Here is a 25,112-nt window from a genome sequence, read left to right on the forward strand (position 1 = left end):
CCGGAAACCCTTAGCAGGCGAGACGCTTCTGTTCGCTCGCGACCTTGCTTATGACAGCGCGCGAAGCCTTCGGATAACGGCGGGTCACTTCCTTGAGCGTTGCGCAGGCCGTGTCGGTATTATCCAGAGCGGCAAGCGACATGCCGAGCTTCAGCAGCATTTCCGGCGCCTTCTCGGAAGAGCCGTATTTCTGATGCGCGTTCAGGAAGGTCTTGGCGGCCTCGTTGAACTTGCCCTGCGAATAGAGCGCTTCGCCAAGCCAGAAGTTGGCGTCGGCAGCGCGGGCGCTGCCTGGGTACTGGGCGATATACTGCGTGAATTCCTGTTCGGCCGTCGCATAGTCGCCGGAGAGAACATGGCCGTAAGCGGCCTTGTACTGGTCGTTCTCGCTGCCGAGCGATGCCGTCTGCTGCTGCGAGGTGCCGGCGCCAGGAGGCGGGAGCGGCGCGGAGCCGACTTCAGCGCCCGGATTGACCGTTCCGCCGACCGGGTTGCCGTTCTGGTCGAAATCCATCGAGCCTAGCTGCTGCGGCGGCTGGCCGAGACCGCTGTTCGAAGGCACGTCGTTGGAGGGAGCCGTTTCGGCTCCCTGCGGTGCTTGGATGATCGTCGCGACATCATCGCCGCCCTGCCCCTGCGAACCGGCCTGCGCCTGGTTCGTCGATGCGGGAGGAACGTCTGCCTCGCTCTTCTTGGTGCCCTTGGTGCTGCCGCCCATCGAGCCGCCGCCACCACCGCCACCACCGCCCTTTTCGAGCTGCTGGAAGCGGAATTCGTTGTCTTCCTGCGTCTTGCGGAGCGATTCCTGCATCTGCAGGATCTGGTAGCTCATCTCTTCGATGCGGCCGTTCAGCTGACGCAGCTGGTCTTCGAGCTGCTGCACACGCATTTCCGTGCCGCTGCTCTGGACGTTGACGACAGGCGGCATCTGCGCCTGGGTCTGCGCGGGCTTGCCGCCAAGATTCAGACCGAGAAACGATGCGGAGTAAGCCGCTCGCTCGGTTCCCGTCACAGCCGCGAGGCAGAGCACCCCTGCCACGACATATTTCTTCATAGGTATCGTCCTGTCCCAGTGATTCTTCGCGCCCCGATGGCACGAACAGGAGATTTTGCCAATTGCTTTCAAAAAGCAACGGAGTCTGGCCAAAGTGTGTTCAAAAAGAAAAGGCGGCCCGCGAACGGACCGCCTTTCCAAAATGTAATGCGATATCCGCAGATTACATGCCAGCGCCGCCGAGAACGGTAACGGCGCGGCGGTTCTGCGACCAGCAGGAAATGTCGTCGCAGACGGCAACCGGACGTTCCTTGCCGTAGGAGATCGTCTTCATGCGCTGAGCCGGGACGCCGCGCGAAGCGAGGTAGTCCTTGGTGGCCGCCGCACGGCGCGCGCCGAGAGCAAGGTTATATTCGCGGGTACCGCGTTCGTCGGCATGGCCTTCGACGGTGATCGCGTAGTTCGGGTAGCGGGCGAGCCACTGAGCCTGACGGTCGAGCGTCTGGGCGGCGTCTGCACGGATCGAGGTGGAGTCGGTATCGAAGAAGATACGGTCGCCGACATTCACGGTGAAGTCCTGAGCCGAACCCGGGGTCGCCGCACCAGCGCCGAGGCCGAGATCGCCGGCGCTGTTGGCCATGTTCTTCTTGTTGGCGCAGCCAGCAAGAGCCAGACCAGCGACGAGAGCGATCATGACGGGATTGCGGGCGAGATTCTGCATGCGGCTCATAGCCGGGGTATGAATGCGGCTCATGGCCGGGTCTCCTTGCGACTTCATCAGGGTTGCCGGACTGTAACCGTACTCGGTTAACCGCCGCTCAATAAGTATGGTTAACGATTTACTGATTTGTCCCTACATTGCCCATTTTCAGGACTTTGCGGCGACATGAAGGCGTATTCCAGGCTCTCCACTACTCGAGCAGCGGCGACCATGCCGGGTCGGAAGCGTAGGTCGGAGTCTTGATGAGCTGCTCGTTGTAGCCCGTCAGGTCGATCGAGTAGAGCTGCGGACCACCGGCACCCGCCGCCTGGCGGAAGAACATGATGACGCGGCCGTTCGGTGCCCAGGTCGGGCCTTCGTTGTGGAAGCCCGTCGTCAGGATACGCTCGCCCGAACCGTCCGGCTTCATCACGCCGATCGAGAACTTGCCGCCCGACTGCTTGGTGAAGGCGATGAGATCGCCACGCGGAGACCAGACCGGCGTCGAGTAGTTGCCGTCGCCGAAGGAGATGCGCGTCTGGCCGGAGCCGTCGGCATTCATCACGTAGATCTGCTGATGGCCGCCGCGGTCGCTTTCGAAGACGATCCGGTTGCCGTCAGGCGAATAGGACGGGGACGTATCGATCGCCGCCGTCGAGGTCAGGCGCGTCGTCGTGCGCGAACGCAGGTCCATCGTATAGATGTTGGCGTTGCCTTCCTGCTGGAGGCTCATGACGACCTTCTGGCCATCGGGAGAGAAGCGCGGGGAGAAGGTCATGCCCGGGAAGTTGCCGACCACTTCGCGCTGTCCGGTCTCCAGCTGCAGCAGGTAAACGCGCGGCTGCTGGTTGGCGAAGGACATGTAGGTCACTTCCTGGCGGTTCGGCGAGAAGCGCGGCGTCAGAACGAGGTCGCTGCCATCGGTCAGGGTGCGGACGTTGAAGCCGTCCTGGTCCATGATGGCGAGCTGGCGCTTGCGCTGCTGCTTCGTGCCGGATTCCGAGACGAAGACGACGCGGGTGTCGAAATAGCCCTCTTCGCCGGTGATCTGCTTGTAGATCGCGTCAGCGATGATGTGGGCGACGCGGCGCCAGTTTTCCGGCTGCGTATAGAACTGCTGACCGGTCATCTGCTGGCCGGCAAAGGTGTCCCAGAGGCGGAACTCGGCGCGAAGGCGGCCGTCGGCCTCCTGCGTGACGCGGCCGGTGACCAGCGCCTGCGCATTGATGACCTTCCAGTCCTCGAAGCGCGGAGCGGCATCGGGGTTCGAAATCTTCTCGATGAAGGCGTTCTTGTTGACGGGCGCGAAAAGGCCCGAGCGCTGCAGGTCGGCGGCAATCACCTGAGAGACCTGGGCGCCCATGTCGCCCTGCAGGAAGTCGGTGACGGCGATCGGCAGCGGCTGAACGTTGCCCTTGTTGATGTTGATTTCGACGAGCGCGTTCGCAGGCGTCGTAAACGCACCCGCGGTGACGAGACCCGCCACCATCATCAAGGCGCGGAGAAGGGAAGACTTTCTCATATGACAGAGGCCTTTCAGCATTTAAATCCCTAGATCGCTGGGATCGAAGTTCACGACGACTTCGTTCCAGGCATCGTATTTATCTTTTGGAAGAGTGGAGAACGGCGCGGACTTCATGATCGCGCGATAGGCACCGCCTTCGAGAGCGCGGCGGGTCGCATCGTTGTCGCCACCGGTCGCCTCGACTTCGGGCTGACCGATGATGTTGCCGTCTTCATCAAGCTTCATGTGCACCTTGATGCGCACTTCGTTCATGCCTTCCATGCCCGGAATGACATTCCAGTTGCCGGCGATCGCGCTCTTCAGCGCATCCATTTCGCTCATCGACAGCTTCGAAGCACCCTGGGTCGCCTTCTTGGCACCGAGCGAAGCTTCCTGCGTCGAGCGCTTGGTACCGCCGGCGGAAGGATCGGTCTTGTTCAGGAGGGCGGCGATATCGTCGGCATTGAAGTCGCTCTTCATCGACGAAGCGGACTTGGCCACTTCGCGCTTCTGATCGTCCTTCTTCTTGTCGGTCGGCTTTTCAGCCGTCTTCGGCTGGTCCTGAGGCTTTTCCGGCGGCTTCTCGGCCTGCTTTTCCTCAGGCGGCTTCACCTGCGGCTTGGCAACCGGGGTCGGCACCTTGTCGGGCAGCGCTTCGGCGTCGGGCTTCGGCGCTTCCTCCGGCTTTGCCTCCTCGACCGGCTTTTCCTCCGGCTTCGGCGGCGTCGGCGCGACGTCAGGCTTGGTCTGCGGAATGGAAGCGACTTCCTTCGGCTGTTCGACCTCGGTCTCTTCCTTGTTGACTTCCTTCACCTCGTTCGGGATCGGATCGATCTTCTGCGCCGGCTTCTCGCTGGAATTGGCGGCAGCCGCATCCGTATTGCTCGGCTTGGCGTTCGGAACCGGCGTTGTCTTGAGGTCGACCTTGTTGTCGCCGACATTCTCACCCTGGTCGGGCGTCGGCGGACGCGTCGTCGGCTTCGGCGCCGACGTTTCCTTCATCGGCGCCTTCTTGTCGCCCTGCTGCATCTGGGTGATCGATTCGACCGGCACCAGATCGACCGGCATCGCTTCGAAGTCATCGACCTTGAAATGCTCGGGCGAGCCGATGCTGACCAGTGCCGCAGCGAGCACCAGTCCATGCAGAACAGCAGATGTGACGACGCTGGTCTTCATCTTGCTTTCTACTGGTCCTTCTTCTGCTGCGTGACGAGGCCGATATTCTTGAAGCCCGCACCCTGGATGCGTGCCATCACGTCGGCGATCACGCCGTAGGGCGCAGTTGCATCACCGCGCACGAAGATGCGCTCGTTGTAGCCAGTCGTGGCGATCGCTTCGAGTTTCGCAGCGACCTCGTCGACCGGGATCGGCGTTTCCTGAAGATAGACTTCGCCGCTGTTCTTGACCGAAATCGTGATCGGCTGCGTTTCCGAGTTCAGTGCCTTCGCCTGCGTTTCCGGCAGGTCGATCGGCACGCCGACCGTCATCATCGGTGCTGCGACCATGAAGATGATCAGCAACACAAGCATGACGTCGACAAGCGGCGTCACGTTGATTTCGGAAATTACGTTCTTGTTCCGGCCACCGCGGCGGCGGCGTCCGCCACCGCTTCCGGAATTGCCTCCAACAGCCATACCCATGGTCGTTACCCCGCCGTTCCGTTACTGCGCGGCCTGGCGCGGCTGCAGCTTCTCGTCGATCTGGCGCGAAAGGATGGCGGAGAATTCGTCCGCAAAGCCTTCCATGCGCGCCGAGAGCTTGCCGGCATCCGCGGAGAACTTGTTGTAGGCGATAACCGCCGGAATAGCGGCAACAAGGCCGATGGCGGTCGCGAGAAGCGCTTCGGCGATACCCGGAGCGACGACCGCGAGGTTGGTGGACTTCGAACCGGCGATAGCCTGGAACGAGGTCATGATACCGACGACGGTACCGAACAGACCGATGAACGGACCGGCCGAGCCGATCGTCGCCAGCGAACCGAGACGGGCCGAGAGGCCTTCGGATTCACGCGACAGCGTCACGTCCATGGCGCGGTCGATACGCATCTGCAGACCGATCGGCGACCGGGCGCCGCGCTCGAAGGACTTCTTCCACTCGCGCATGGCCGCAACGAAGATCGCTGCAAGACCGGTATTGTTGCGCTCGGACAGCGTCCTGTAGAGCTCTTCCAGCGACTGGCCCGACCAGAACACCTGTTCGAACTTGTCGAACTGGCGACGGGCGCGGCCATAAGCCAGATATTTGTCGATGACGATCGCCCAGGTCCAGACCGAGGCTGCCAGCAGCCCGAGCATGACCAGTTTTACGACGATGCCTGCCTGCATGAACAGCGACCAGAGGCTGACGTCGGCCGTTGCTGCTGCCAATCCTGCTTGTTCCATTGATCCAAAATCCCCGAATCCAAACGCCCGGCGCTTGACCGGGCGGCACAAAAAGTGATCTCGCAAGAAATGTCTGGCGACCGCCGCCTTAAGCCCTGGTCAAGCTCGAAGCTTTTCTTCCGCCTTCCTTGCCGTCAAATTTGGTCAAAGGAAGGCGTGCACCGCACAAACTCTGACTTTCAGAGTAAGACACTATTATGGTTAATAGTTCGTTAGTGTCAGAGTGCGGCGGCAAGCTTATTGAAGCTGATGTTTTTCTAGCCGGTTTTAACCTGATTCAACGGTTCCGGCGGCGGAGCACCGCGCATTTCCTGCAGCGCGGCAATTCCTTCACATGAAACTCATGTTTTTGCAAGGGCGCAATTCCGGCTTTTGAGCTGCCGGAATGCCCTGCTTTACGGCTATTCCGTCTCGATCAGCATCTGCTTCGCCAATGCCTCCGGCAGACGGCGCGGGCGGCCCTTGGCGTTGATGACGGCGATGATGACCTTGGCGGCGATCAGCGGCGTTTCGCCGCGGCGGATTTCCTGCGACAGAACCATCTTCGCGCCGCCGGCCTTTTCGGTCCGCGTCACGATGGTCAGGATATCGTCCATCCGCGCCGGCGTCTTGAAGTCGATTTCCATGCGGTGGACGACGAAGACCAGCCCTTCCTCATCCGCAGTGATCAGCTCGCGCTGCTCGACGCCGAGGCAGCGCAGGTAGTCGGTACGGCCACGCTCGAGGAAATGCAGGTAGCGGGCGTGATAGACGAGGCCGGAGAAATCGGTGTCCTCGTAATAGACGCGCTGGGTGAGCCGATGGCCCTCCTCCGTCAGCGCCCCGGCAATCAGAAAACCGTCTTCCGCCATCATCGTCTCCAAATGGTCATGCCTCTTTGCCGCGGCCGCAGCAGCGGCCGGAGGCATTGAACAATCGTCATAATCTCTAAGTATTCCCGATAGTGGATGAGCACGCAGGAGGCAATGCGATGAAAATTGCAGTGATGGGCGGAGACGGATTCATTGGCTGGCCCACCTCGCTGCATCTCTCCGACGCAGGCCACGACATCCACATCCTCGACAACCTCTCGCGGCGATGGATCGACACCGAACTCGGCGTGCAATCGCTGACGCCGATGGACTCCATTCAGGAACGCACCCGCATCTGGCATGCCGAGACCGGCCGGCGCATCCATTTCAATCTCATCGACCTCTCGAAAGACTATGAGCTCCTGAAGAAATGGCTCGGCGAAAACCGCCCTGACGCCATCATCCATTTCGCCGAACAGCGCGCCGCGCCCTATTCGATGAAGAGCGATCGCCACAAGAACTACACCGTCAACAACAATGTCAGCGCCACCCATAACCTGTTGAATGCCCTCGTCGAGCTGCAGCTCGACGCGCATCTGGTCCATCTGGGCACGATGGGTGTCTACGGCTATTCGACGGTCGGTGCGGCAATTCCCGAGGGATATCTCACGGTGGGCATCGAGACCGCGGCGGGCGAGACGGCGAGCCAGGAAATCCTCTACCCGTCCAATCCCGGCTCGATCTATCACATGACCAAGTGCCTGGATCAGCTGCTCTTCCAGTTCTACGCCAAGAACGATGCACTGCGGATCACCGACCTGCACCAGGGCATCGTCTGGGGAACCCACACCGAACAGACCCGCCGCCACCCGCAGCTGATCAACCGCTTCGACTATGACGGCGACTACGGCACGGTGCTGAACCGCTTCCTGATCCAGGCGGCAATCGGCTATCCCCTCACCGTCCACGGCACCGGCGGCCAGACCCGCGCCTTCATCCACATCCAGGATTCCGTCCGCTGCATCGAGCTCGCCCTGAAGAACCCGCCGGCCCGCGGCTCCCGCGTCGAGATCTTCAACCAGATGACCGAAACCCATCGCGTACGCGACCTCGCCGAGATGATCGCCAGGATGAGCGGCTCCGAAATCATCCGGCTGCCGAACCCGCGCAAGGAAGCGCCGGAGAACGAGCTGATCGTGAAAAACGAGAAATTCCGCGCGCTCGGCCTCGACCCGATCACGCTCGAGGCCGGATTGCTGACCGAGATCGTCGACGTCGCCAGGAAATTCGCCTACCGCGTCGACCGCTCCCGGGTACCCGCGGTGTCGGCCTGGACGAAGGATATTGCCGCGACGATCAATCATGATCCCGAGGGCAAACGGTTGAAGTCAGTGTCGTGACGGAGACGCTTGTGCTGCGCGGCCTCACCCTACACCTACAGAACGCCCGGCGGGGCCCGGAGCCCCCTCACCCTGCCCTCTCCCCGCGGGGGAGAGGGGGCGTCGGCGCAAGCTGCGGTGTTCCCTTCTCCCCCGCGGGGAGAAGGTGGCCCGAAGGGCCGGTTGAGGGGGCCACACGGCACACCGTCTCTTTCGTTTGCCCTGCAGCCACAGTAGCAGTCGAGCATCCTCGCAAGGCGTCGACCTCATGACCCAACCCGCGCGTCACGCCTACATCACCCTCGTCACCAACCCCGACTACGCCAAGGGCGCCACTGCCCTCATCAACTCGCTGCGCCAAACCGGGACGAAAGCCGACCTCGCCATCCTCCATACCGGCGCCGTCCCCCGCGCCGATCTCGCCCCATTCCTGGACAAGGGCTGCCGCCTGATCGAAGTCGCGCACCTCCCTCTCTCGAACGCTTTCAACCAGCGCCACGCCCGCGGCAACGTCCACACCACCGCCCCCTTCACCAAGGGCCGCAAGCCCGATTTCCACACGCCGCTCGACAATTTCTGCAAGTTGCGCCTATGGGAGCTCACCGAGTACGACCGCGTAGTCTTCATCGACGCCGACGCCGTCGTGCTGCGCAATATCGATCGCCTCTTCTCCTATCCCGAATTCTCCGCCGCCCCCAATGTCTATGAATCGCTTGCCGATTTTCACCGGATGAACTCCGGCGTCTTCGTCGCCACCCCTTCGAAGGAGACCTTCGCCCGTATGCTGCAGGCGCTCGACGCACCCGATGCCTTCTGGCCGCGCACCGACCAGACCTTCCTGCAGCAGTTCTTCCCGGATTGGCACGGCCTGCCCGTCTATTTCAACATGCTACAATATGTATGGTTCACCATGCCCGCGCTTTGGGACTGGAACAGCATTTCGGTGCTGCATTACCAATATGAGAAACCGTGGGAGGCCGATCATCCAAAGGCAGCGCAATTGCAGCCGCTGATCGATCTCTGGCACGAACTCCATGCCGGCAAGGCGCTGCCGGATCTGGCGGCCATGAACAACCCGGAGGTGGCATGAAGGTATTGGTATCGGGCGGCACGGGTCTCGTCGGACGCTATATCGTCGAGGAACTGCTCAATGCCGGATACCATGTCATCATCGGCGGACGCCACGCGCCGCTGCCGCGGCTGTTTTCCCGCCCCGTCGATTTCGCGCCGCTCTCGCTCGATCCTGATACGGACCATATCGAAGCCTTCGACGACGCCTATTTCTTCGTCCACGCCGCTTTCAGCCATGTGCCCGGCAAATATCGCGGCGGCGAAGGCGATGACCCCAAAGGTTTCAAGCGCCTCAATCTCGACGGCACGGTAAAACTCTTCGAGGCCGCCAGGCGCGCCGGCACCCGCCGCTGCATCTTCATTTCCAGCCGGGCGGTCTATGGCGATGCCGCCACCTCTTCCCTGCAGACCGAAGACCTGCTGCCGAAACCCGATACGCTCTATGGCGAGGTCAAGCTCGATTGCGAACGCGCACTTGCCCATCTCGCCGGCCCCGGCTTTGCCGCGGTGAGTCTGAGGGCAACCGGCGTCTATGGCGATCTCCTGCCCAACAAGTGGAGCGGACTGATCGACGACTATCTCGACGGCAGGTCGCTTCCGGCGCGGGCGGGAACCGAGGTCCACGGCCGCGATCTCGGCGCTGCCGTGCGGCTGATGCTCGAGATCGAGGCATCGCGGATATCGGGCGCGGTCTTCAATGTCTCCGACATCACCGTCGATACGCGCGACATCCTTGCCCGGATACAGGCAGAAACCGGCTGTCCCCACGCACTGCCACCGGCGGCAGACAAGGCATGCCTCAACCGCATGGAGACCGCCAAGCTCGAAGGCCTCGGCTGGAAGCCGGGAGGCCTTCCGCTTTTTGCCGAAACCGTAAAGACGCTCGCCCGGCGATTAGTGCCAAGGCCCGCGCAAGCCTGAAGTTGCAGAAATCCCCTCATAGTATCGGGGGATATGATGCAGATCGCACAGTCGAATGCGCTGAACATTCTGCGCAGCACGCCGCAATCGCTTGCGGCATCGGGAACATCGAGCAGCGATCCGCAGCTCAGAATGCTTCAGCGCGCCGACGAGGCGCTCAACGCCCTGCAGCAGGACAAGAAATCCTCCGCCGACCTCGCCAAGGAACGCGCCGCCCGCAAGCTCGCGGAACTCCAGCAGCAGGTGGAAATGCTGAAGAGCGGCGGCCTCTCGCCTGAGGCGACCGCCCGGCTTGCCGCGCAGCTGTCGCAGAAGATCGCATCCGCCGCAGCGCAATTCGCCTCCGCCGTCGCCGGTGCGGGCGTCACACCCGGCGCAGTCACCGCTGCCTCCACCGAAGCAAGCACGGCAGGAACAGCCGCCACGCCGTCATCGGCGGATGCTGCGTCTGCGGAGGCCGATCCGGCGACCGCCGAGACCGAGCCCGTCGACACCGCGCAGGCCCGCAAGGCCTATCAGGACACTGCCGCCGATGGCGAGCAGCAGGCCACCGGCCTGTCTGACGAAGACCGTTCGACGCTGGAAAAGCTGCAGTCGCTTCTGCGCGAAGTCCGCCAGATCCTCAACAAGGCGATGGACGAGCTGCGCAACGGCAAGACCGGCGCGGACGCAACACAGGCAATGCCGATGCCGACGGCAGCCTCCGCCATCCCCTCAAGCATCGTCATCTAGCCCGATCGGCACAGCCGACGCCGCTTTCGCGCATTTGCATTGATCCGCAGCCGGTCTATGGTCGGCGCATGCAAACCATGTCCAAACAGCTGAAGGCCGACATGCGGGCCGAGCGGCTTTCGCTTCGCGACGCCATCCCGCCGGAAATGCGCATCGAAAAGGCGCTCGCCATGGCCGATCACGCCGGCGAGGCCGTCGCCTTCGATCCCGGCACGATCATTTCCGGCTTCCTGCCGATCCGCTCGGAAGCCGATATCCGCCCGCTGATGGCACGCTTTCAGGCGCGCGGCGCCCGGCTCTGCGTGCCGGCCATCCTCGACAAGCAGACCATCGTCTTCCGCGAATTGCTGCGCGATGCGCCACTGATTGCCACCGGCTTCGGCACCTCGGGTCCCGGCCCGGATGCACCGGTTCTCGACCCCGATATCCTGCTCGTGCCGCTCTCGGCTTTCGATGCCCGCGGCCACCGGATCGGCTATGGCGCCGGTTATTATGACCGAGCCATTAGCCTTTTGCGGCAAAAAGGCCGCAAACCAAGGCTGATCGGCATTGCATTCGACTGCCAGGAAGTGGCACATGTGCCCGACGAGCCGCATGACATAAGCCTGGATGCCATCCTGACAGAAAGCGGCCTTCGCTTTTTTGCTTCTTGGATCGGATAGAAATGCGGCTTCTTTTTCTGGGTGACATGGTCGGCAAGACGGGACGCACGGCGGTTTGGGACCGCCTGCCGGGGCTGGTTTCCGACCTGAAACTCGACTTCGTCGTCGTCAACGGCGAAAACGCCGCCGGCGGCTTCGGCATCACCGAAGACATCTTCCTCGAGACGATCAATGCCGGCGCCGATGTCGTTACCACCGGCAACCACGTCTGGGACCAGAAGGATGCGGTCGCCTTCGCCGGCCGCCACGATCAGTTCCTGCGCCCGGCCAACTATCCGCAGGGAACGCCGGGCCGCGGCTCCGGCCTCTTCTACGCCCGCAACGGCGCCCGCGTGCTCGTCGCCAACATCATGGGCCGCGTCTTCATGCATCCCGAGCTTGACGACCCCTTCAAGTCGGCCGAGGCAATCCTTTCCGCATGCCCGCTGAAGGAACAGGCCGACGCGATCATCTTCGATTTCCATGCCGAGGCGACCAGCGAAAAACAGTGCTTCGGCCATTTCGTCGATGGCCGCGCCAGCTTCGTCGTCGGCACGCACACACACGTGCCCACCGCCGACCACCAAATCCTGAACGGCGGCACCGCCTACATGTCGGATGCCGGAATGTGCGGCGACTACGACTCCTCGCTCGGCATGGACAAGGAAGAGCCGCTCAACCGGTTCATTTCCAAGATGCCGAAGGGCCGGATGGAGGCGGCGACAGGGCCGGCAACGATCTGTGGGGTTGGTGTGGAGATTTCGGACAGCACCGGGCTGGCGGAAAAGATTGCGCCGCTGCGGCTGGGACCGCGGCTGGCGGAGACGATTCCGGAGTTTTGGCGGTAGGCTTCGGCGACCACCCCAACACGCAAACGTGAGCACCCCACATCTGGACCCCTGCGGCGCCTTGCCGCATCCTTCCGGCTACCCGTGAAAGCGCCGGAGGGGTGGCATGAAGCCGCAATGTCTTGTCCTCGCGATCGCATGCCTTGCCTCGCTCGCTTTGCCGCAGACAGCAAGCTCCCAGGAACAGCGTAAGAATGTCAGCCAGTGCCAGGCGATCGCGCAGGGAATTCCGAAGGCGCAGTTCGCAAGCTTCTCACCTGGCGCGCCCATCGTCCCGGCCGTCTCCGAAGGCGAAGACGTCACCTTCACCTTCCTCGGCCACTCCACCTTCGAGATCGACACGCCCGGCGGCATCGTCATCGCCACCGATTACAACGGCATCTACCAGCCCTCGGTGACCCCTGATGTCGTCACCATGAACAAGGCGCACCAGACGCATTACACGCTGACGCCGGATCCGGCGATCAAGCATGTGCTGCACGGCTGGAGCGATGTGCCCGGCGAAAAGGCCAAGGTCGATCTGGTCGTCGGCGACGCCTATATCCGCAACGTCACCACCGATATCCGCTTCAGCTACGGCCTCGGCGGATCGCAGCAGGACGGCAATTCGATCTTCATCTTCGAGATCGCCGGCCTCTGCATCGGCCATCTCGGCCACCTGCATTACGAACTGACGGACGCCCATTACACCGAGATCGGCCGCCTCGACATCGTCATGGTGCCTGTTGATGGCGGACTGACGATGGGCCCTGACAGCATGAGCCGGGTGATCAAGCGGCTGCGCTCCTCGATCGTGCTCCCGATGCACCGCCGCGGGCCGCCGGTCGAGCGCTTCCTGTCGATGATCGGCAAGGAATTCGAGATCGTCTATGCGCAGAACGATACGCTGACGGTGTCGCTCAGGACGCTGCCGCGGAAGCCGCAGATTTATGTGATGAAGGATGTGCAGTAGAGGTGGGTGGGTTCGCACCTAGGCGCAGTTTGAGCCCGGATCCCCCTCACCCTGCCCTCTCCCCGAGGGGAGAGGGGAAGCTCGAGTTTGAGGCAACCAATGCGACCTCCCTTCTCCCCAGCGGGGAGAAGGTGCCCGAAGGTTTCAGGCGCAACTTGTTGTGCCGGGGATGAGGGGGCCGCACGGTAGAACGCTTACGAGACGTCAAGCGAACTGCAAATGCCGCTTGATCCCCACATCCGGCATCTTGTCATCGTCCAGATTGGCCTTGGCGATCTCCCAGCCGAATTTCAGCTTGCTGCCGGTGGAGACCCAGATTTCCGCGTCGTCGACATGCATGGCGAGCATCGTCAGCTTCGGGTCCTTCTTGCCGTTCTCGTACCAGGCGGCGACGATGGAATTCCAGTATTCCTCCACCTTGCCGGGATCGGCCTTGACCTCGATCTTGCCCGCAAGGCACGCATGGTAGTCGTGATCCTTGCCGACCACGCAGAAATGCGCGCGGGCGCCGGACTTGATGGCGCGGGCGATGTCGGCATCGGATTTGGTGTAGAACCAGATCGTGTTGGTCTTCGGATCGGCATGCGGCGCCATCGGCTGCATATGCATGTCGGCACCGTCGACGCCGAGCATCCCGGCGTGAATGCCGTTCACCTGCTCCCAGAGCTGCTGTGCCGGATGTTCGCGGGCTTCGCTGAAGCTTGCCATGGCCATTCCTTTCCGTTTGCGTTTCCCGCTCAAAACGTCAGGTCCACCGGCTTTGTTCCGATGATTTGCACAGCCTGTGCAGCAGGCCCGAAAGCTGCTTTCCGCTTGAATACGGCCCGTTTCGCTCTTATAAGGCGGCCCATTCCGAACAATGAGACGTGAACAGGGGTGCCATGGCTGGCCATTCACAGTTTAAAAACATCATGCATCGCAAGGGCCGTCAGGACGCCGTGCGGTCGAAAATGTTCTCCAAGCTGGCGCGCGAAATCACCGTTGCCGCCAAGGCCGGTCTGCCCGACCCGGCGATGAACGCGAGCCTGCGCCTGGCAATCCAGAACGCCAAGGCCCAGTCGATGCCGAAAGACAATATCGACCGTGCCATCAAGAAGGCAGCCGGCAGCGACGGCGAGAACTACGAGCAGATCCGCTACGAAGGCTACGGCCCGGGCGGCACCGCCGTCATCGTCGAAGCGCTGACCGACAACCGCAACCGCACCGCCTCGAATGTCCGCTCGATCTTCACCAAGGCCGGCGGCGCACTCGGCGAAACCGGCTCGGTGTCCTTCTCCTTCGATCACGTCGGCGAAATCACCTACAAGCTCTCGGCAGGCGATGCCGACAAGGTGATGGAAGCAGCGATCGAAGCCGGTGCCGACGACGTCGAGACCGACGAAGAGGGCCACTACATCACGACCGGTTTCGAAAGCCTCGGCGAAGTCGCCAAGGCGCTCGAAGCGACGCTCGGCGAAGCCGAAACCGTCAAGGCCGTCTGGCGCGCCCAGAACAACGTGCCTGTTGATGAGGAAAAGGCGCAGTCGCTGATCAAGATGATCGACAATCTCGAAGACGACGACGACGTCCAGAACGTCTACTCGAACTTCGAAGTCTCCGAAGAAGTGCTGGCCAAGCTTTCGGCTTGACCGCATCTTCCGGAACGCCTTTCAAAGGCGGGCTTTTGCCCGCCTTTTTCGTTGTGGGTTATGTCCCGGCTGCTGCCCGGATGAAGCTTTCGCGGAAAGCGGCAAGATCACCAGCGGCGACATCCGACACCGCCCAGAAGACCAGCCCGTTGGCCGCCCATTCGGCCATGTTGTAGCCGTCGTGTTCGCTCGCCGCCTCGCGCCCTGATGTCTGCGGCCAGATGAACAGGTTGATGACATGGCCATTGCGCCGGTAGACGAGCGCCGCTACCACCCGGCCGCCGATATAATCGACACGCCCGCCGACCAGCGGGAAACCATCCTTGGCGAGATCATTGACCGGCGGCGAGAAATCGATGCGGCCATTAAACCAGGGCTTGACTGTATGCTGGTTCGAGGTCTGCACATCAACGAGGTGATCCGCCAGCATCGACTGGACATGGCTGGCGAGCAGCTGGTCCTGAATGCCGAGTTCTGGCGCCGGTGCGTTGACGAACAGCATGGCGCTCGCGGCCAATGCCGCCAGCGACGGCACGAAGCTCCAGTCGCGCACGAAGCGGAAGAAACGGCCCCAGGGCGATGCCGTCTCGACGCGCCATCGCGCCGGAAGGACAGCGGCCTGCTCCCGCGAAAGCGCCGTCAGCACCTGCGCGCGCACCTCTTCCGGCATCTTGAAGCGCACGCCATCCCGCCCGATCAGTTGCCGCACCCCACGCACCCTTTCCATCTCCGCCCGGCAATCCGGGCACCCCGCAAGATGAGCCTCCAGTTCCGCTGCGCGCACCAGATCAAGCTCGCCATCGATGAAGGCATGCAGCACCGGTCCCCACTGGTCGCAGCCCTGTTTCGGCGTATCGCTCATGCCCCTGCCCCGCCATTTTCGAACGCATCCCAGGCTTCGCCGAATTCGCCCCGCGCGCGGGCGATGCGCGACATGACGGTGCCGATCGGCACATCAATAACCTCTGCGATCTGCTTGTAGGAAAGCTCTTCCAGCTCCCGCAGCACCAGGATCTCGCGCATCGCTTCCGGCAGCATGGCGATCACGTGGCGCACGCGCGATGACTCGCTCTCGCGGATCATCGCCGTCTCCGCCGTATCGTCATCGGCAGCGATTTCATGTGCCGGGCCTTCGCTTCCGGCATCGCCATCGAGCGGCGTCTCGAAACGCGCCTTGCGCCGACCCTGCTGCTGCCAGGCGAGATGGCAGTTGCGGACGATCGAAAACACCCAGGCCCTGGGATCGCCGCCCCGATATGTCTCAAAACTGCGATAGGCCCGCAGGAACGCATCCTGAACGATATCCTGTGCCGCATCCTGATCGCGGCTGAGGAAACGGGCGAAATTATAGGCGGCGTCCATATGCGGCAGGATGCTCTGCTGGAAGCGCAGCGTCTGGTCGGCCTGCAGCGGCTGGGCAGCCCGGGCGCGCACCTGATCGCGGGCCATCTCCATATAGCCGACGAGGACAGAGGCAGCCTCGACAAACAGCCGGCCGGCAAGCCCGGCCAGCGAGCGCGACCGGCGCCGCCACCGCAGAACGGCTTCGGCCAACTGGTCATCCAATGGCATGGGATAGGCAATACTGACTTGGGTCATCACGTCCCCTGCGGCTGCAGCCCAGCCGACTCTAATCCTCAGGCCGCCCTGCAGGCAACGCGACCCTTTATCGACTAGATCGATGAAGGCCCCGTTTTATTCCTTCCCGCCCGCATTTTTTCGCGCAATTTCCGCCGCGATAAAAATAGCTGATTTCTTTCAATGGCTTGATGATAAAATTCCTGACCTCAGGGAATAAGCCCATGGCCACTCCGGTCTAGTTCTGCAGCGGGGACGTCGAACCTATCCCGATCCCGCTGAGACAACGGACAAGCCAGAGGAGGCATCCCATGTTCGAAATGTCACGCCGTACGCTGCTCGGTTCGGCCGCCGCGGCAGCCGCATTCGGCCTCGCATCCAAGCTCGAATTCGTACCCCCGGCCTTCGCCGCATCGGCGGACGAACCGGCTACCGGCTTCTATCGCTATAAGGTCGGCGATATCGAAGTGACCGCCATCTATGACGGCATCTGGCGCAAGCCGCACGATCCCGCCTTCATCAAGGACGTCTCGATCGACGAGACCAAACAGGCGCTGGCCGCCGCCCATCTACCGACCGATTTCATGCCGATCCCGCTGACAGTGGTGGTGCTGAAGGTCGGCGGACGGCTGATCATGATGGATGCCGGTTCCGGCGTCGGCCAGTGGCAGGCAAACGCCACCCACCTGCCCGGCAACATGGCGGCCGCAGGCATCGACTACCGCAAGATCGACACCGTGATGATCTCGCATTTCCATCCTGACCACGTCTGGGGCCTGATGGAAAAGGGATCGAACGCACCTGTTTTCCCGAATGCCGAGCTCGTGGTTCATTCCGCCGAATACAACTGGTGGACCGATCCCGGCCGGGTCGACAAGCTTCCCGAGGGACGCAAGGGCGCCGGAAAGCGGATCGCCGAAGTCTTCCCGAAATGGAAGAACTGGAAACTGGTCGAGGACGGCGCACAGGTCGCTCCCGGCATCGAGCTGGTTTCGGCGCCTGGCCATACGCCCGGACATTCGACCTATCTGGTCAATTCGGGAAACAGCCAGCTGCTGGTCTCGGCCGACATCATGTACGTCCCTGCACTGCTCGCCCCGCATCCGGAATGGCAGGGCAGCTACGATCAGGACGGGCCGCTTGCCATCACCAGCCGCCGCAAGCTGATCGATCGCGTCATCGCCGACAAGATCGCCATCTGCGGCTCGCACTTCCCCTTCCCCGGCTCCGGCAGCTTCGTCAAGGACGGAAACGCCTATGCCTTCACACCGACAAGCCAGGCCTGACGCCTGAGGAGATTACACTCATGAAACGCTCGTTCACCAGCTACGCCGTTCTCGGCGTCATGGGCTTCTGCGCCCTCTCCGCAGCCGGTTCCGCCATGTCGGCGCTGACGGCAATGCCCGCCTATGCGGTCGACAACATGGAGACCGGCGATGGCCCGGATCTCACTTCCGTCCGCGCCAAGATCGCCGCCAAGGACTATCAGGCGGCACTCACCGAACTACGCGGCCTCGCCGAGGATAACCAGCAGGCCGACGTCTACAATCTGCTCGGCTACACGCTGCGCATGACCGGCGATTACGACACTTCGCTGACCTACTATACCAAGGCGCTCGAACTGCAGCCGGATCACAAGGCGGCACACGAATATCTCGGCGAGCTCTACCTGCAGACCGGCAAACCGGACAAGGCGAACGAACAGCTCGCATCGCTGAAGCAGCTTTGCCCGGCCGGCTGCGAGGAGCTCGAAGACCTACAAGAGGCGATCGCCGCACGGGGCGGCAACTGACGGCGATTGTCCCGGGGCGGGCGGCACTGCCGCTCGCCCTGCTCAACCAAGGAGATGATCATGGAACACTCCCTCACCCGATCCGGTGGCGCCAATACGGTACTGCTTGCCGGACGCCTGCTGCTCTCCGCGATCTTTCTGCACGAGGGCGCGACACTGGCGCTGAATTTCAACGCCACCGCCCAGGCCTTCGCCAGGCTCGGTCTCGAACTGCCCGTCGCCATCGGCGTCATCCTGCTGCAGCTTGCGGCCGGCTTCTCGGTCGCAGCCGGGCTGGCGACGCGGCTGGGTGCCGCAGCGCTCGGCATCTTCTGCCTGCTGACGGCCCTGCTCTTCCACACGGATTTCGCCAGCCAGAACGAACTCCTGCATTTCGAGAAGGACTTCGCCATCGCCGGCGGCATGTTCGTGCTGGCGATATCGGGCGCCGGAGCGCTGTCGATCGACGCCGTGCTGAAGCGAAACTGCGCGGCGCCGATTGCCGCGCTGCTCTGATGACTGGCGCCATCTGGATCAAAGCGGTTCACAGCTCCGTGAACCGCCGCCTGTTTTTAAGGAAGCGGTAACGCTGCCACCCTTCAATGCCCCTGCCTCCAGCCGGTCTGTCTCAGGCCAGCGTCCTTCACACCATCGGCGGGGAAATGCCATGAAGAAACTTGCTCTCGTTCTCTCCTTTTCGTTGCTCGGCGCCTTCGCCGCGCAAGCGCAGCCTTCGATGGTCAAGCGCTTCAACGATTGGGGCGTCTATTCCTACAAGGCCAACGGCCAGACCGTCTGTTACCTCCTGACGGTGCCGACCGGGCAGACACCCGCAAACGTCAATCATGGCAACAACTTCTTCATGGTCGGCCCCGGCGCTTCGGGCCAGTTCGAGCCGCAGGCCCGCATGGGCTACGAGCTGAAGGACAGTTCCCGCGTCAAGGTCCGCATCGGCGACCATACCTTCTGGATGTTCACCCGCGAGAACGCCGCCTGGATGCAGCATGAGGACCGTGAGCCCGAGATGATCCGCGCCATGCGCGGCGGCAGCGAAATGGTTCTCGAGGCGACGTCCAGCCGCGGCACGGATACCAGCTACACCTACTCCCTCGACGGCATCACCGCCGCGCTGAAGCAGGTCAGCAAGTGCAACTGACGTGGGCATCCCCTTGCGTCTCGGCCGCACAAGCCGGCTTCTAGCCCTCGCCTTCGGCCTCTTTGCGCCGCTGATGGCCAGCGAAGCATCCGCCATCCCCGACACCGCAGCGAAAGGCCGGGAGACCGGCCTGCCGGTTCCCCGCTTCGTCTCCCTCAAGACCGGCAACGCGCGCATGCGCATCGGCCCATCGCTCGATTACGGCACCAAGTGGATCTACGTGAAATCGGGGCTGCCGCTGGAGATCACCGCCGAATACGACAACTGGCGCCAAGTGCGCGATGGCGACGGCATCTCCGGCTGGATGCACCGCGCGCTGCTGTCGTCACGCCGGACCGCCGTCATCGGTCCGTGGCTGAAACAGCCGGCCAGCCTGCACAAGGCGGCGCGCGAAAACGCGGCGGTCTCCGCCGAGCTGATGGCCCGCGTCCTCGTTCATATCAAGAGCTGCGACGGAAGCTGGTGCACCATCGATCTGCCGCACCAGGATCTTTCCGGCTTCCTCGAGCAGACATCCCTCTGGGGCGTCTATCCCGGCGAGTCGATTGGCGACTAGGCGGCCGCGCTCATGAAGCTGCCGAGGCCGGCGAAGAGCTCGACCGATTTCAGCCTGGCCTCGATATCGTGGATCGGCATGGAGATGATCAGCTCGTCGGCCTCGGTTTCCTTCAGGAATTCCTTGAGCTTCGCCTCCGCCGTCTGCGGCGAGCCGACGACGGCGTAGCGCAGCGTGTGCTCGACATTGAGCTTCTCCATCGGCGACCAGAAGCTCTCCATATCCTTCACCGGCTTCGGGAATTGGCCGCGCACATTGCGCCGGAGATTGACGAACTGCTGCTGCGCCGAAGTGAAGTGATACTCCGCCTCTTCGTCTGTCGGGGCCACCGAGCCCATGACGCCCGCCATCACATAAGGCTGATCGAGCACGGCCGACGGCTGGAACTTGCTGCGATAGATATCGATCGCATCGAGGAGCGAATCCGGCGCGAAATGCGATGCGAAGGCATAGGGCAGACCGAGCATGGCGGCGAGCTGCGCGCTGTAGAGGCTGGAACCGAGCAGCCAGATCGGCACATGGCTCCGGTTGCCCGGAACGGCGAGGATTGCCTGGTTCTCGACCGGCTCGCCGAGCAGCTGCTGCAGCTCGACGACATCATGCGGGAAGTTCTGGGCACCGGCATCGAGATTGCGCCGCAGCGCCTGCGCGGTGCGCATATCCGTGCCCGGCGCGCGGCCAAGGCCGAGATCGACGCGGCCGGGGAAAAGCGCTGCCAGCGTGCCAAACTGCTCGGCAATGACGAGCGGCGAATGGTTCGGCAGCATGATGCCACCCGAACCGATGCGGATCGTCTTCGTCGCCGCGCCGACATGGCCGATCACCACCGCCGTCGCAGCGCTGGCGATACCGGGCATGCCGTGATGCTCGGCAAGCCAGAAGCGCTTGTAGCCATATTCCTCCGCCTTCTGCGCCATCCGCGCAGAACCGGCGAGAGATTGGCTGACGGTCGTGCCTTCTGGAACGGGCGAGAGGTCGAGGATGGAAAAGGGAATCATGAAAACCTGCCGGTCGGGAATGTGGGGTTACCGGCTATGTAGGTGGTAAAGCCGCCGCATCCAAACCCCGCGGCAAAGAAAAAGGATTGGTTGCTTGGTCAGCAAGGACGCTGAGGTGTCAGCAAGATCAGGGTCCCACATGTCTGCTGGCGGCCCATTGCAGTCGATGATGGGACGGTGGGGCATCGCTATCGAGCCAAGGAGTTCGTGCTCGTTGGCACAAGCACGAAATAGGCGTCCTCGACTGGATAGTCGCTTATGTAAGAAGATGCCTTGCATGCACTGGATGACAGATCGGCGGCGGACGGCGGAGACGAAGGATCATAGGACCAGTTGGCGTAGGCGTGGCTGTAATACTTTTCTGGCCCATTTAGGACGTCACCGCCTAGAATGATGTAGTTTGCGTCACGAAGCTGGCCAACAGCAGTGATAGCCTGCTCCTTGGTCAGGGCCCAGTTGTGGTGCTCGGGTCCCAGCCACGCGCCTGCCGAGAGAATTGCATCTGCTTCTGCGGAATAAACGATTGGCAACCCGGTTCCTCCTGCGGATGATGGATCGGTGTATAGTCGCGATCAGCGGCGTTCAGAGCGTCGCCTGCCTCGATTGGCGATCTGCTATCCAGGATTTACTGAACCACGCCGAAAGCATCGTTGTCGAAGTCGGTCGATCGTGAGCTGACGCCGCCCCCAGCCCGATGAATCAAATCTTCGATTTGATAGTCCACGCGTAGATACATCACAGAAGATCTATTGAGGCGGTCCTCGTCGACTGGCTTCGCCTCCGCCTCTGCATAACCCTGACATTGATCTGCCGCCAATCTCTCGGAGAGGCGTCTGAGCTCTCTAACGTTGTTCTCTTTCATTTTTGAGTAAGCCACTACGTCGCGCTCACATTGCTCGGTCGCATTCCATCCCAGTGAGCCGGAGGCGTCGAAGTGATAGCGCATCAGGCGAATATTTCTGGTTTCCTTTCCCAGAACCTCCGGCTCTCCCCAGTATTTGAGGATAGTGCGCTTCCACTTCCGGATGTTCGGAATAAGGTCGCCTTTAAATTGCGTCGATCTTCGGAGGGCATAGAGTTTTCCTCCAGTTGCCGGTGATGTGAAATACAGGCTGTAACTTTCGGAATTGTCGTATCCACCCGCTGCGTAAGATCTGTCCAAGAAAACAGCTCCTTCGAAGCTTTGTGCTTGGTCATCTGGAACTTTGTCTACGGGTTGAGCGGGGTCCAACGGGATACGGACGGCGTCGCGCTTCCATTCCTTGAAGTTCTTCGCGATTAGGCTCTCCACTTCAAACTTCGTCATACCAAGATGAAAATCCTCGGAGGGAACGAAACGGTGTACGAAGCGAAGATCATCGCTATCGTAATCGGAATCGAAAGCTTGGGCTGGGAGGTCTGTTGCAAGAATCGCTACGGTGAAAACAAGACATTTGACGATAATCGATCGCATAAGAATCTCGAAGAGAGGAACGCACAGAGGTTGCGCATCAGCTGATTTCTTGTCAACCGCCCGCCGAAGAGCTATTAGGCAGCACCGCGCATTGCCGTTCGATGATGGGGCGATGGGTCTGCTATCGGCCCCAAGCGGTCACTCCGTGAAACGCGGATCAGCCCAAGTAAGCACCACCTACTATTACATATCTGCTTTGCATAATCGGAAATAGGCGCTTGCCCGATATGGGATCATAAGGAGCGCAACTGATACACATAAGAGTTTTTAGTATGGATTGGGTTCCGGTAGTCTTCGTTACATTCAAGGTTCTTGCCCTGGGAATAGCGATGTTCTTCGCCATCAAATGGCATTATGACCGAGCGGAGAAGGGCGACAGGCGAGCGCTGCTGCGATCGGGCGGCATGATGGCTGCACTCTTCGCGGTAGCGGTATTGGGCGTGGGGCTCGCTGCCTTCCTGCTGAGCAGGAAGCTCGGTCTGGACCTGAGCCTCTGATGAGGCCGCTGTTTCAAGCGACTCCAGACCGAACTTGATGGCTGGAGTCGCCTTACCCTTCGAGAGCGTTACGAAGCCCGGCGATGCCGGAGCACATGCACTTCCGCGCTCTGGTGGTGATGGCCCTGCGGCAGCGTGAAGTTGCCGAGCTGACGGTCCATCTCCAGCGCTTCGCTGGCGAGGCGATGGATCGCCGCCGTGCTTTCCTCGACCATCGCCGCATTCTGCTGCGTCATTGAATCCAGTTCGGCCACCGCGCTGTTGATCTGGCGCAGCGTATCGGCCTCTTCGCGGGTCGATTCCATGATCTCGTGGATCTGGCCGTTGATCGCCTCGACATGGCTGCCGATGCCGGTGAGCGCGACGCCCGCCCGCTCGACCAGCGACACGCCGCTTTCGACCTCATGCGTCGACTTCTGCAACAGGCTGGCGATTTCCTTGGCGGCGCTCGACGAGCGCTGGGCCAGTTCGCGCACTTCCATGGCGACGACGGCAAAGCCCTTGCCGGATTCACCCGCGCGCGCAGCCTCGACACCGGCGTTCAGCGCCAAGAGGTTGGTCTGGAAGGCGATCTCGTCGATCACAGAGATGATCGAGTTGATCTGGCGCGATGAGGCCTGGATGGCTTCCATCGCCGCGATCGTCTCGCGCATGATGTCGCTGGAGCCCGAGGTTTCCTTCTTGGCGTCGCGGGCGATCCGCTCGGCCTGTTCGGCACGCTCGATCTGGATGCGGACCGATTGGGTGATCGCGTCGATCGCATTGGCGGTCTCGGTGATCGAGGCAGCCTGACGCTCGGTGCGGCCGGCAAGATCGTCGGCGCCGTTGCGCATCTCTTCCGAGCCGGAGCGGACGGCCATCGAGTTTCCGCCGATCGCCGTCATCGTTTCGCTGAGCGTCGCGAGCGCCTCGTTGAAATTCACGCGCAGGCCTTCGAGTTCGCCCGGGAAGCGCGTGTCGATCTGGTAGGCGAGATTGCCGCTGGCGAGATTGTGAAGGCCTTCGTCGAGCGCCTGGACGACATCCTGCAGCGTCTTTGCTTCGGCCTCGCGCAGCGCCAGGTTTTCCTGACGCTCGCGTTCGGCGCGCGTACGGGTCTCCGCACTTGCGGCTTCGAGCTCGCGGCTGTCGAGCAGCGACTGCTTGAAGCGCGCCAGCGCCTTGGCCATCGTGCCTATCTCGTCATGACGGTTCTGGCTGCCGATTTCGGTATCGAGCTTGCCGTCGGCGACGTCGCGGGTATTGCCGGCGAGACGGGCGAGCGGCGAGAACAGCAGCTTGGTGATCAAACCGGTAGCGATCGCCATGACGACGAGCGCGCCGAGGCCGATCATCGTCAGCAGCGTGGCAATCTCGATCGAGCCGGCATTCAGCTCGCTGAGGCGGACGCTCTCGACCACCAGGAACCGATCGCCGTGATAATCGATACCGCGGACATAGGCGCGTGCCGTGCCGTCGCTGCGGGCGAAATCATCGACCGTCATGCCCTGGCTGTTGGCAAGCGCATCCGGAATGAAGGTGAAGGCGGCGGTATCAAGTGTCGCGAGCTTACCCTCGGCATTGAGACCGATCGCGGAACCATCCGACGAGATGATCGCGGCCTGCGCGGTGCTGCCGGAAACGATGCCCTTCGACAGGATACTGGAGACGACATCGTCCCGCACTTTGAAGAGGATGATGCCCTTGGCCTGGCCGAGCTTGACGATCGGCACGGCATAGAAGATCGCCGACTTGCCACCATCGACCCGCAGGCCGGAGAAAGCCGTCGGCGCGGAATCGTCGGTTGCCTTGGCGGTATTCTCAACGGCCTTCGCATAGGCGAGACCTGCGCCGGTTGCCTTCCAGGCGTCAGCCTTCAGGTTTTCGGCGAAATTATCGTCCTTCTTGTAGGAATAAAGAACGGAGCCATCCATGTCGGTGATCAGTAGATCGCTGAAGGCGGTGTTTTCGAGGTCGCGGGCCACTTCGCCCTGCGTCTTCTCATGGTTCGAATAGTAGAACCCGCTCGGCCCTTCCGGCTTCAGCAGCTTCTCGCGCTGGTCGGCCGGGTTCGGGTTGTTGGTGATGAAGACCTTCTTCAGCTCGGCGCGGGCATCGCCCGAGGACTTCTCGATTGTCTTCCAGCCGCTCTTCAGGCTGGTGATCGACATCTGCAGCGCCTCGATGCGCGCAATCGAATTCGCCTGATTTTCGAGCTGCTCCAACTGATCCTGCAGCATGTCGCCGCGGAAGATGAGCACGCTCTCCTTCGCCTTCAGCGCCTGATCGTCGGAAATGCGGCTGCTGGCAAAATAGCCGAGCACGCTGATGGTGCTGACGGCAAGCGCCGTGAGCAGAATGAATGTCGCGATAACTTTAAAGGAAAGAGACTGAAATCTCTGCGCCATGAACTAGAACCCTTCCGGAGCGGTTTGCCTGGCTTTTCGCAGCTGGCTTGACCGAAAACAGAACATCGGGGGCCTTGACCTTCCGAAAAAGCGGCCCCTCTCACATTTGATGGATTAGATTTCAGACAACTGATTTAATTCGCAGTAAACAGCGCCACGCAAAACCTCAGATGT

General features: G+C 61.9%; 28 protein-coding genes. 14 read left to right on the forward strand and 14 right to left on the reverse strand.

Going from position 1 to position 25,112, the window contains the following annotated elements; translation table 11 throughout:
• Window positions 1-10: 10 nt before the first annotated feature.
• The 7 genes from ybgF to ybgC all read right to left on the reverse strand — a co-directional run bounded on the left by ybgF (window position 11) and on the right by ybgC (window position 6,430).
• Window positions 11-1,054 carry a tol-pal system protein YbgF gene (ybgF, locus tag ABIE40_RS15590; RefSeq protein WP_199629934.1) on the reverse strand — a complete coding sequence of 348 codons (1,044 nt, stop codon included), beginning with the start codon at window positions 1,052-1,054 and terminating at the stop codon, window positions 11-13.
• Window positions 1,055-1,217: 163 nt separating this feature from the next.
• A complete protein-coding gene (gene pal, locus ABIE40_RS15595; protein WP_112718866.1) occupies window positions 1,218-1,748 on the reverse strand; it encodes a peptidoglycan-associated lipoprotein Pal in 531 nt (176 codons plus the stop codon).
• A 157-nt stretch (window positions 1,749-1,905) separates the two neighbouring features.
• On the reverse strand, window positions 1,906-3,216 hold the full coding sequence (gene tolB / locus ABIE40_RS15600) for a Tol-Pal system beta propeller repeat protein TolB (protein ID WP_112718865.1): 1,311 nt from the start codon (window positions 3,214-3,216) through the stop codon (window positions 1,906-1,908).
• A gap of 21 nt (window positions 3,217-3,237) precedes the next feature.
• Window positions 3,238-4,374 (reverse strand): cell envelope integrity protein TolA, encoded by a 1,137-nt coding sequence (gene tolA, locus ABIE40_RS15605; protein WP_130281944.1) that lies wholly within the window; start codon window positions 4,372-4,374, stop codon window positions 3,238-3,240.
• A gap of 8 nt (window positions 4,375-4,382) precedes the next feature.
• The gene (gene tolR, locus ABIE40_RS15610) at window positions 4,383-4,838 is read right to left on the reverse strand and encodes a protein TolR (protein WP_112718863.1); all 456 of its coding nucleotides are present in this window, start codon (window positions 4,836-4,838) and stop codon (window positions 4,383-4,385) included.
• Between the two features lie 21 nt (window positions 4,839-4,859).
• Complete coding sequence (gene tolQ, locus ABIE40_RS15615) at window positions 4,860-5,579, reverse strand: protein TolQ (RefSeq protein ID WP_112718862.1); 720 nt, start codon at window positions 5,577-5,579, stop codon at window positions 4,860-4,862.
• Window positions 5,580-5,980: 401 nt separating this feature from the next.
• Window positions 5,981-6,430, reverse strand: a complete 450-nt coding sequence (gene ybgC / locus ABIE40_RS15620; RefSeq protein WP_199629933.1) for a tol-pal system-associated acyl-CoA thioesterase — start codon at window positions 6,428-6,430, stop codon at window positions 5,981-5,983.
• 119 nt (window positions 6,431-6,549) lie between these two features.
• Between ybgC and ABIE40_RS15625 the strand changes: the two genes are divergently transcribed.
• The 7 genes from ABIE40_RS15625 (at window position 6,550) to ABIE40_RS15655 (ending at window position 12,914) form a co-directional block, all read left to right on the forward strand.
• Entirely contained in the window at window positions 6,550-7,770 is a 1,221-nt protein-coding gene (locus ABIE40_RS15625) for an NAD-dependent epimerase/dehydratase family protein (RefSeq protein WP_199629932.1), read from the forward strand.
• 247 nt (window positions 7,771-8,017) lie between these two features.
• Complete coding sequence (locus ABIE40_RS15630) at window positions 8,018-8,839, forward strand: glycosyltransferase (protein ID WP_199629931.1); 822 nt, start codon at window positions 8,018-8,020, stop codon at window positions 8,837-8,839.
• Window positions 8,836-9,741: an NAD-dependent epimerase/dehydratase family protein gene (locus ABIE40_RS15635; protein ID WP_199629930.1), complete on the forward strand. Its 906-nt coding sequence runs from the start codon at window positions 8,836-8,838 to the stop codon at window positions 9,739-9,741. The genes ABIE40_RS15630 and ABIE40_RS15635 overlap by 4 nt, the downstream gene beginning before the upstream one ends.
• A gap of 36 nt (window positions 9,742-9,777) precedes the next feature.
• Window positions 9,778-10,473 carry a hypothetical protein gene (locus ABIE40_RS15640; RefSeq protein ID WP_199629929.1) on the forward strand — a complete coding sequence of 232 codons (696 nt, stop codon included), beginning with the start codon at window positions 9,778-9,780 and terminating at the stop codon, window positions 10,471-10,473.
• Window positions 10,474-10,550: 77 nt separating this feature from the next.
• Window positions 10,551-11,135 carry a 5-formyltetrahydrofolate cyclo-ligase gene (locus ABIE40_RS15645; RefSeq protein ID WP_199629928.1) on the forward strand — a complete coding sequence of 195 codons (585 nt, stop codon included), beginning with the start codon at window positions 10,551-10,553 and terminating at the stop codon, window positions 11,133-11,135.
• A gap of 2 nt (window positions 11,136-11,137) precedes the next feature.
• On the forward strand, window positions 11,138-11,962 hold the full coding sequence (locus ABIE40_RS15650) for a TIGR00282 family metallophosphoesterase (protein ID WP_130281958.1): 825 nt from the start codon (window positions 11,138-11,140) through the stop codon (window positions 11,960-11,962).
• A gap of 106 nt (window positions 11,963-12,068) precedes the next feature.
• Entirely contained in the window at window positions 12,069-12,914 is an 846-nt protein-coding gene (locus tag ABIE40_RS15655; protein WP_199629927.1) for an MBL fold metallo-hydrolase, read from the forward strand.
• 204 nt (window positions 12,915-13,118) lie between these two features.
• On the opposite strand, the gene ABIE40_RS15660 is transcribed toward ABIE40_RS15655, so the two are convergent.
• On the reverse strand, window positions 13,119-13,622 hold the full coding sequence (locus tag ABIE40_RS15660; protein ID WP_199629926.1) for a pyridoxamine 5'-phosphate oxidase family protein: 504 nt from the start codon (window positions 13,620-13,622) through the stop codon (window positions 13,119-13,121).
• A 173-nt stretch (window positions 13,623-13,795) separates the two neighbouring features.
• Between ABIE40_RS15660 and ABIE40_RS15665 the strand changes: the two genes are divergently transcribed.
• Entirely contained in the window at window positions 13,796-14,542 is a 747-nt protein-coding gene (locus ABIE40_RS15665; protein ID WP_112718853.1) for a YebC/PmpR family DNA-binding transcriptional regulator, read from the forward strand.
• Between the two features lie 58 nt (window positions 14,543-14,600).
• On the opposite strand, the gene ABIE40_RS15670 is transcribed toward ABIE40_RS15665, so the two are convergent.
• Window positions 14,601-15,404, reverse strand: a complete 804-nt coding sequence (locus ABIE40_RS15670; RefSeq protein WP_199629925.1) for an anti-sigma factor family protein — start codon at window positions 15,402-15,404, stop codon at window positions 14,601-14,603.
• Window positions 15,401-16,144: a sigma-70 family RNA polymerase sigma factor gene (locus tag ABIE40_RS15675; RefSeq protein ID WP_502944792.1), complete on the reverse strand. Its 744-nt coding sequence runs from the start codon at window positions 16,142-16,144 to the stop codon at window positions 15,401-15,403. Before ABIE40_RS15675 ends, ABIE40_RS15670 begins: the two co-directional genes overlap by 4 nt.
• A 287-nt stretch (window positions 16,145-16,431) precedes the next feature.
• Between ABIE40_RS15675 and ABIE40_RS15680 the strand changes: the two genes are divergently transcribed.
• From ABIE40_RS15680 to ABIE40_RS15700, 5 genes are all read left to right on the forward strand, one after another.
• Window positions 16,432-17,406: an MBL fold metallo-hydrolase gene (locus ABIE40_RS15680; RefSeq protein ID WP_199629923.1), complete on the forward strand. Its 975-nt coding sequence runs from the start codon at window positions 16,432-16,434 to the stop codon at window positions 17,404-17,406.
• 20 nt (window positions 17,407-17,426) lie between these two features.
• Window positions 17,427-17,912, forward strand: a complete 486-nt coding sequence (locus tag ABIE40_RS15685) for a tetratricopeptide repeat protein (protein WP_199629922.1) — start codon at window positions 17,427-17,429, stop codon at window positions 17,910-17,912.
• Window positions 17,913-17,972: 60 nt separating this feature from the next.
• A complete protein-coding gene (locus tag ABIE40_RS15690) occupies window positions 17,973-18,407 on the forward strand; it encodes a DoxX family protein (RefSeq protein WP_210341268.1) in 435 nt (144 codons plus the stop codon).
• 151 nt (window positions 18,408-18,558) lie between these two features.
• Window positions 18,559-19,047: an invasion associated locus B family protein gene (locus tag ABIE40_RS15695; RefSeq protein ID WP_199629921.1), complete on the forward strand. Its 489-nt coding sequence runs from the start codon at window positions 18,559-18,561 to the stop codon at window positions 19,045-19,047.
• Between the two features lies 1 nt (window position 19,048).
• Window positions 19,049-19,603, forward strand: a complete 555-nt coding sequence (locus tag ABIE40_RS15700; RefSeq protein WP_354541040.1) for an SH3 domain-containing protein — start codon at window positions 19,049-19,051, stop codon at window positions 19,601-19,603.
• Here the strand turns inward: ABIE40_RS15700 and ABIE40_RS15705 are convergent.
• From ABIE40_RS15705 to ABIE40_RS15715, 3 genes are all read right to left on the reverse strand, one after another.
• On the reverse strand, window positions 19,600-20,601 hold the full coding sequence (locus ABIE40_RS15705; protein WP_199629920.1) for an LLM class flavin-dependent oxidoreductase: 1,002 nt from the start codon (window positions 20,599-20,601) through the stop codon (window positions 19,600-19,602). The two genes, ABIE40_RS15700 and ABIE40_RS15705, sit on opposite strands and share 4 nt — an antisense overlap.
• Window positions 20,602-20,789: 188 nt before the next feature.
• Entirely contained in the window at window positions 20,790-21,131 is a 342-nt protein-coding gene (imm40, locus tag ABIE40_RS15710) for an Imm40 family immunity protein (protein WP_199629919.1), read from the reverse strand.
• Between the two features lie 95 nt (window positions 21,132-21,226).
• Window positions 21,227-22,054: a hypothetical protein gene (locus ABIE40_RS15715; protein WP_199629918.1), complete on the reverse strand. Its 828-nt coding sequence runs from the start codon at window positions 22,052-22,054 to the stop codon at window positions 21,227-21,229.
• A gap of 329 nt (window positions 22,055-22,383) precedes the next feature.
• Between ABIE40_RS15715 and ABIE40_RS15720 the strand changes: the two genes are divergently transcribed.
• Window positions 22,384-22,551, forward strand: a complete 168-nt coding sequence (locus ABIE40_RS15720) for a hypothetical protein (RefSeq protein ID WP_246777440.1) — start codon at window positions 22,384-22,386, stop codon at window positions 22,549-22,551.
• Window positions 22,552-22,619: 68 nt separating this feature from the next.
• On the opposite strand, the gene ABIE40_RS15725 is transcribed toward ABIE40_RS15720, so the two are convergent.
• Complete coding sequence (locus tag ABIE40_RS15725) at window positions 22,620-24,938, reverse strand: methyl-accepting chemotaxis protein (protein ID WP_199629916.1); 2,319 nt, start codon at window positions 24,936-24,938, stop codon at window positions 22,620-22,622.
• Window positions 24,939-25,112: the final 174 nt, after the last annotated feature.

The sequence above is a fragment of the Rhizobium sp. OAE497 genome, from assembly GCF_040546565.1.
Taxonomy (GTDB): Bacteria; Pseudomonadota; Alphaproteobacteria; order Rhizobiales; family Rhizobiaceae; genus Rhizobium.

Bases quoted from the DNA above. Each gene is read 5' to 3' on its own strand.
- ybgF (WP_199629934.1), bottom strand. From the start codon at position 1,054: ATGAAGAAATATGTCGTGGCAGGGGTGCTCTGCCTCGCGGCTGTGACG.
- pal (WP_112718866.1), bottom strand. From the start codon at position 1,748: ATGAGCCGCATTCATACCCCGGCTATGAGCCGCATGCAGAATCTCGCC.
- tolB (WP_112718865.1), bottom strand. From the start codon at position 3,216: ATGAGAAAGTCTTCCCTTCTCCGCGCCTTGATGATGGTGGCGGGTCTC.
- tolA (WP_130281944.1), bottom strand. From the start codon at position 4,374: ATGAAGACCAGCGTCGTCACATCTGCTGTTCTGCATGGACTGGTGCTC.
- tolR (WP_112718863.1), bottom strand. From the start codon at position 4,838: ATGGGTATGGCTGTTGGAGGCAATTCCGGAAGCGGTGGCGGACGCCGC.
- tolQ (WP_112718862.1), bottom strand. From the start codon at position 5,579: ATGGAACAAGCAGGATTGGCAGCAGCAACGGCCGACGTCAGCCTCTGG.
- ybgC (WP_199629933.1), bottom strand. From the start codon at position 6,430: ATGGCGGAAGACGGTTTTCTGATTGCCGGGGCGCTGACGGAGGAGGGC.
- ABIE40_RS15625 (WP_199629932.1), top strand. From the start codon at position 6,550: ATGAAAATTGCAGTGATGGGCGGAGACGGATTCATTGGCTGGCCCACC.
- ABIE40_RS15630 (WP_199629931.1), top strand. From the start codon at position 8,018: ATGACCCAACCCGCGCGTCACGCCTACATCACCCTCGTCACCAACCCC.
- ABIE40_RS15635 (WP_199629930.1), top strand. From the start codon at position 8,836: ATGAAGGTATTGGTATCGGGCGGCACGGGTCTCGTCGGACGCTATATC.
- ABIE40_RS15640 (WP_199629929.1), top strand. From the start codon at position 9,778: ATGCAGATCGCACAGTCGAATGCGCTGAACATTCTGCGCAGCACGCCG.
- ABIE40_RS15645 (WP_199629928.1), top strand. From the start codon at position 10,551: ATGTCCAAACAGCTGAAGGCCGACATGCGGGCCGAGCGGCTTTCGCTT.
- ABIE40_RS15650 (WP_130281958.1), top strand. From the start codon at position 11,138: ATGCGGCTTCTTTTTCTGGGTGACATGGTCGGCAAGACGGGACGCACG.
- ABIE40_RS15655 (WP_199629927.1), top strand. From the start codon at position 12,069: ATGAAGCCGCAATGTCTTGTCCTCGCGATCGCATGCCTTGCCTCGCTC.
- ABIE40_RS15660 (WP_199629926.1), bottom strand. From the start codon at position 13,622: ATGGCAAGCTTCAGCGAAGCCCGCGAACATCCGGCACAGCAGCTCTGG.
- ABIE40_RS15665 (WP_112718853.1), top strand. From the start codon at position 13,796: ATGGCTGGCCATTCACAGTTTAAAAACATCATGCATCGCAAGGGCCGT.
- ABIE40_RS15670 (WP_199629925.1), bottom strand. From the start codon at position 15,404: ATGAGCGATACGCCGAAACAGGGCTGCGACCAGTGGGGACCGGTGCTG.
- ABIE40_RS15680 (WP_199629923.1), top strand. From the start codon at position 16,432: ATGTTCGAAATGTCACGCCGTACGCTGCTCGGTTCGGCCGCCGCGGCA.
- ABIE40_RS15685 (WP_199629922.1), top strand. From the start codon at position 17,427: ATGAAACGCTCGTTCACCAGCTACGCCGTTCTCGGCGTCATGGGCTTC.
- ABIE40_RS15690 (WP_210341268.1), top strand. From the start codon at position 17,973: ATGGAACACTCCCTCACCCGATCCGGTGGCGCCAATACGGTACTGCTT.
- ABIE40_RS15695 (WP_199629921.1), top strand. From the start codon at position 18,559: ATGAAGAAACTTGCTCTCGTTCTCTCCTTTTCGTTGCTCGGCGCCTTC.
- ABIE40_RS15705 (WP_199629920.1), bottom strand. From the start codon at position 20,601: ATGATTCCCTTTTCCATCCTCGACCTCTCGCCCGTTCCAGAAGGCACG.
- ABIE40_RS15715 (WP_199629918.1), bottom strand. From the start codon at position 22,054: ATGCGATCGATTATCGTCAAATGTCTTGTTTTCACCGTAGCGATTCTT.
- ABIE40_RS15720 (WP_246777440.1), top strand. From the start codon at position 22,384: ATGTTCTTCGCCATCAAATGGCATTATGACCGAGCGGAGAAGGGCGAC.
- ABIE40_RS15725 (WP_199629916.1), bottom strand. From the start codon at position 24,938: ATGGCGCAGAGATTTCAGTCTCTTTCCTTTAAAGTTATCGCGACATTC.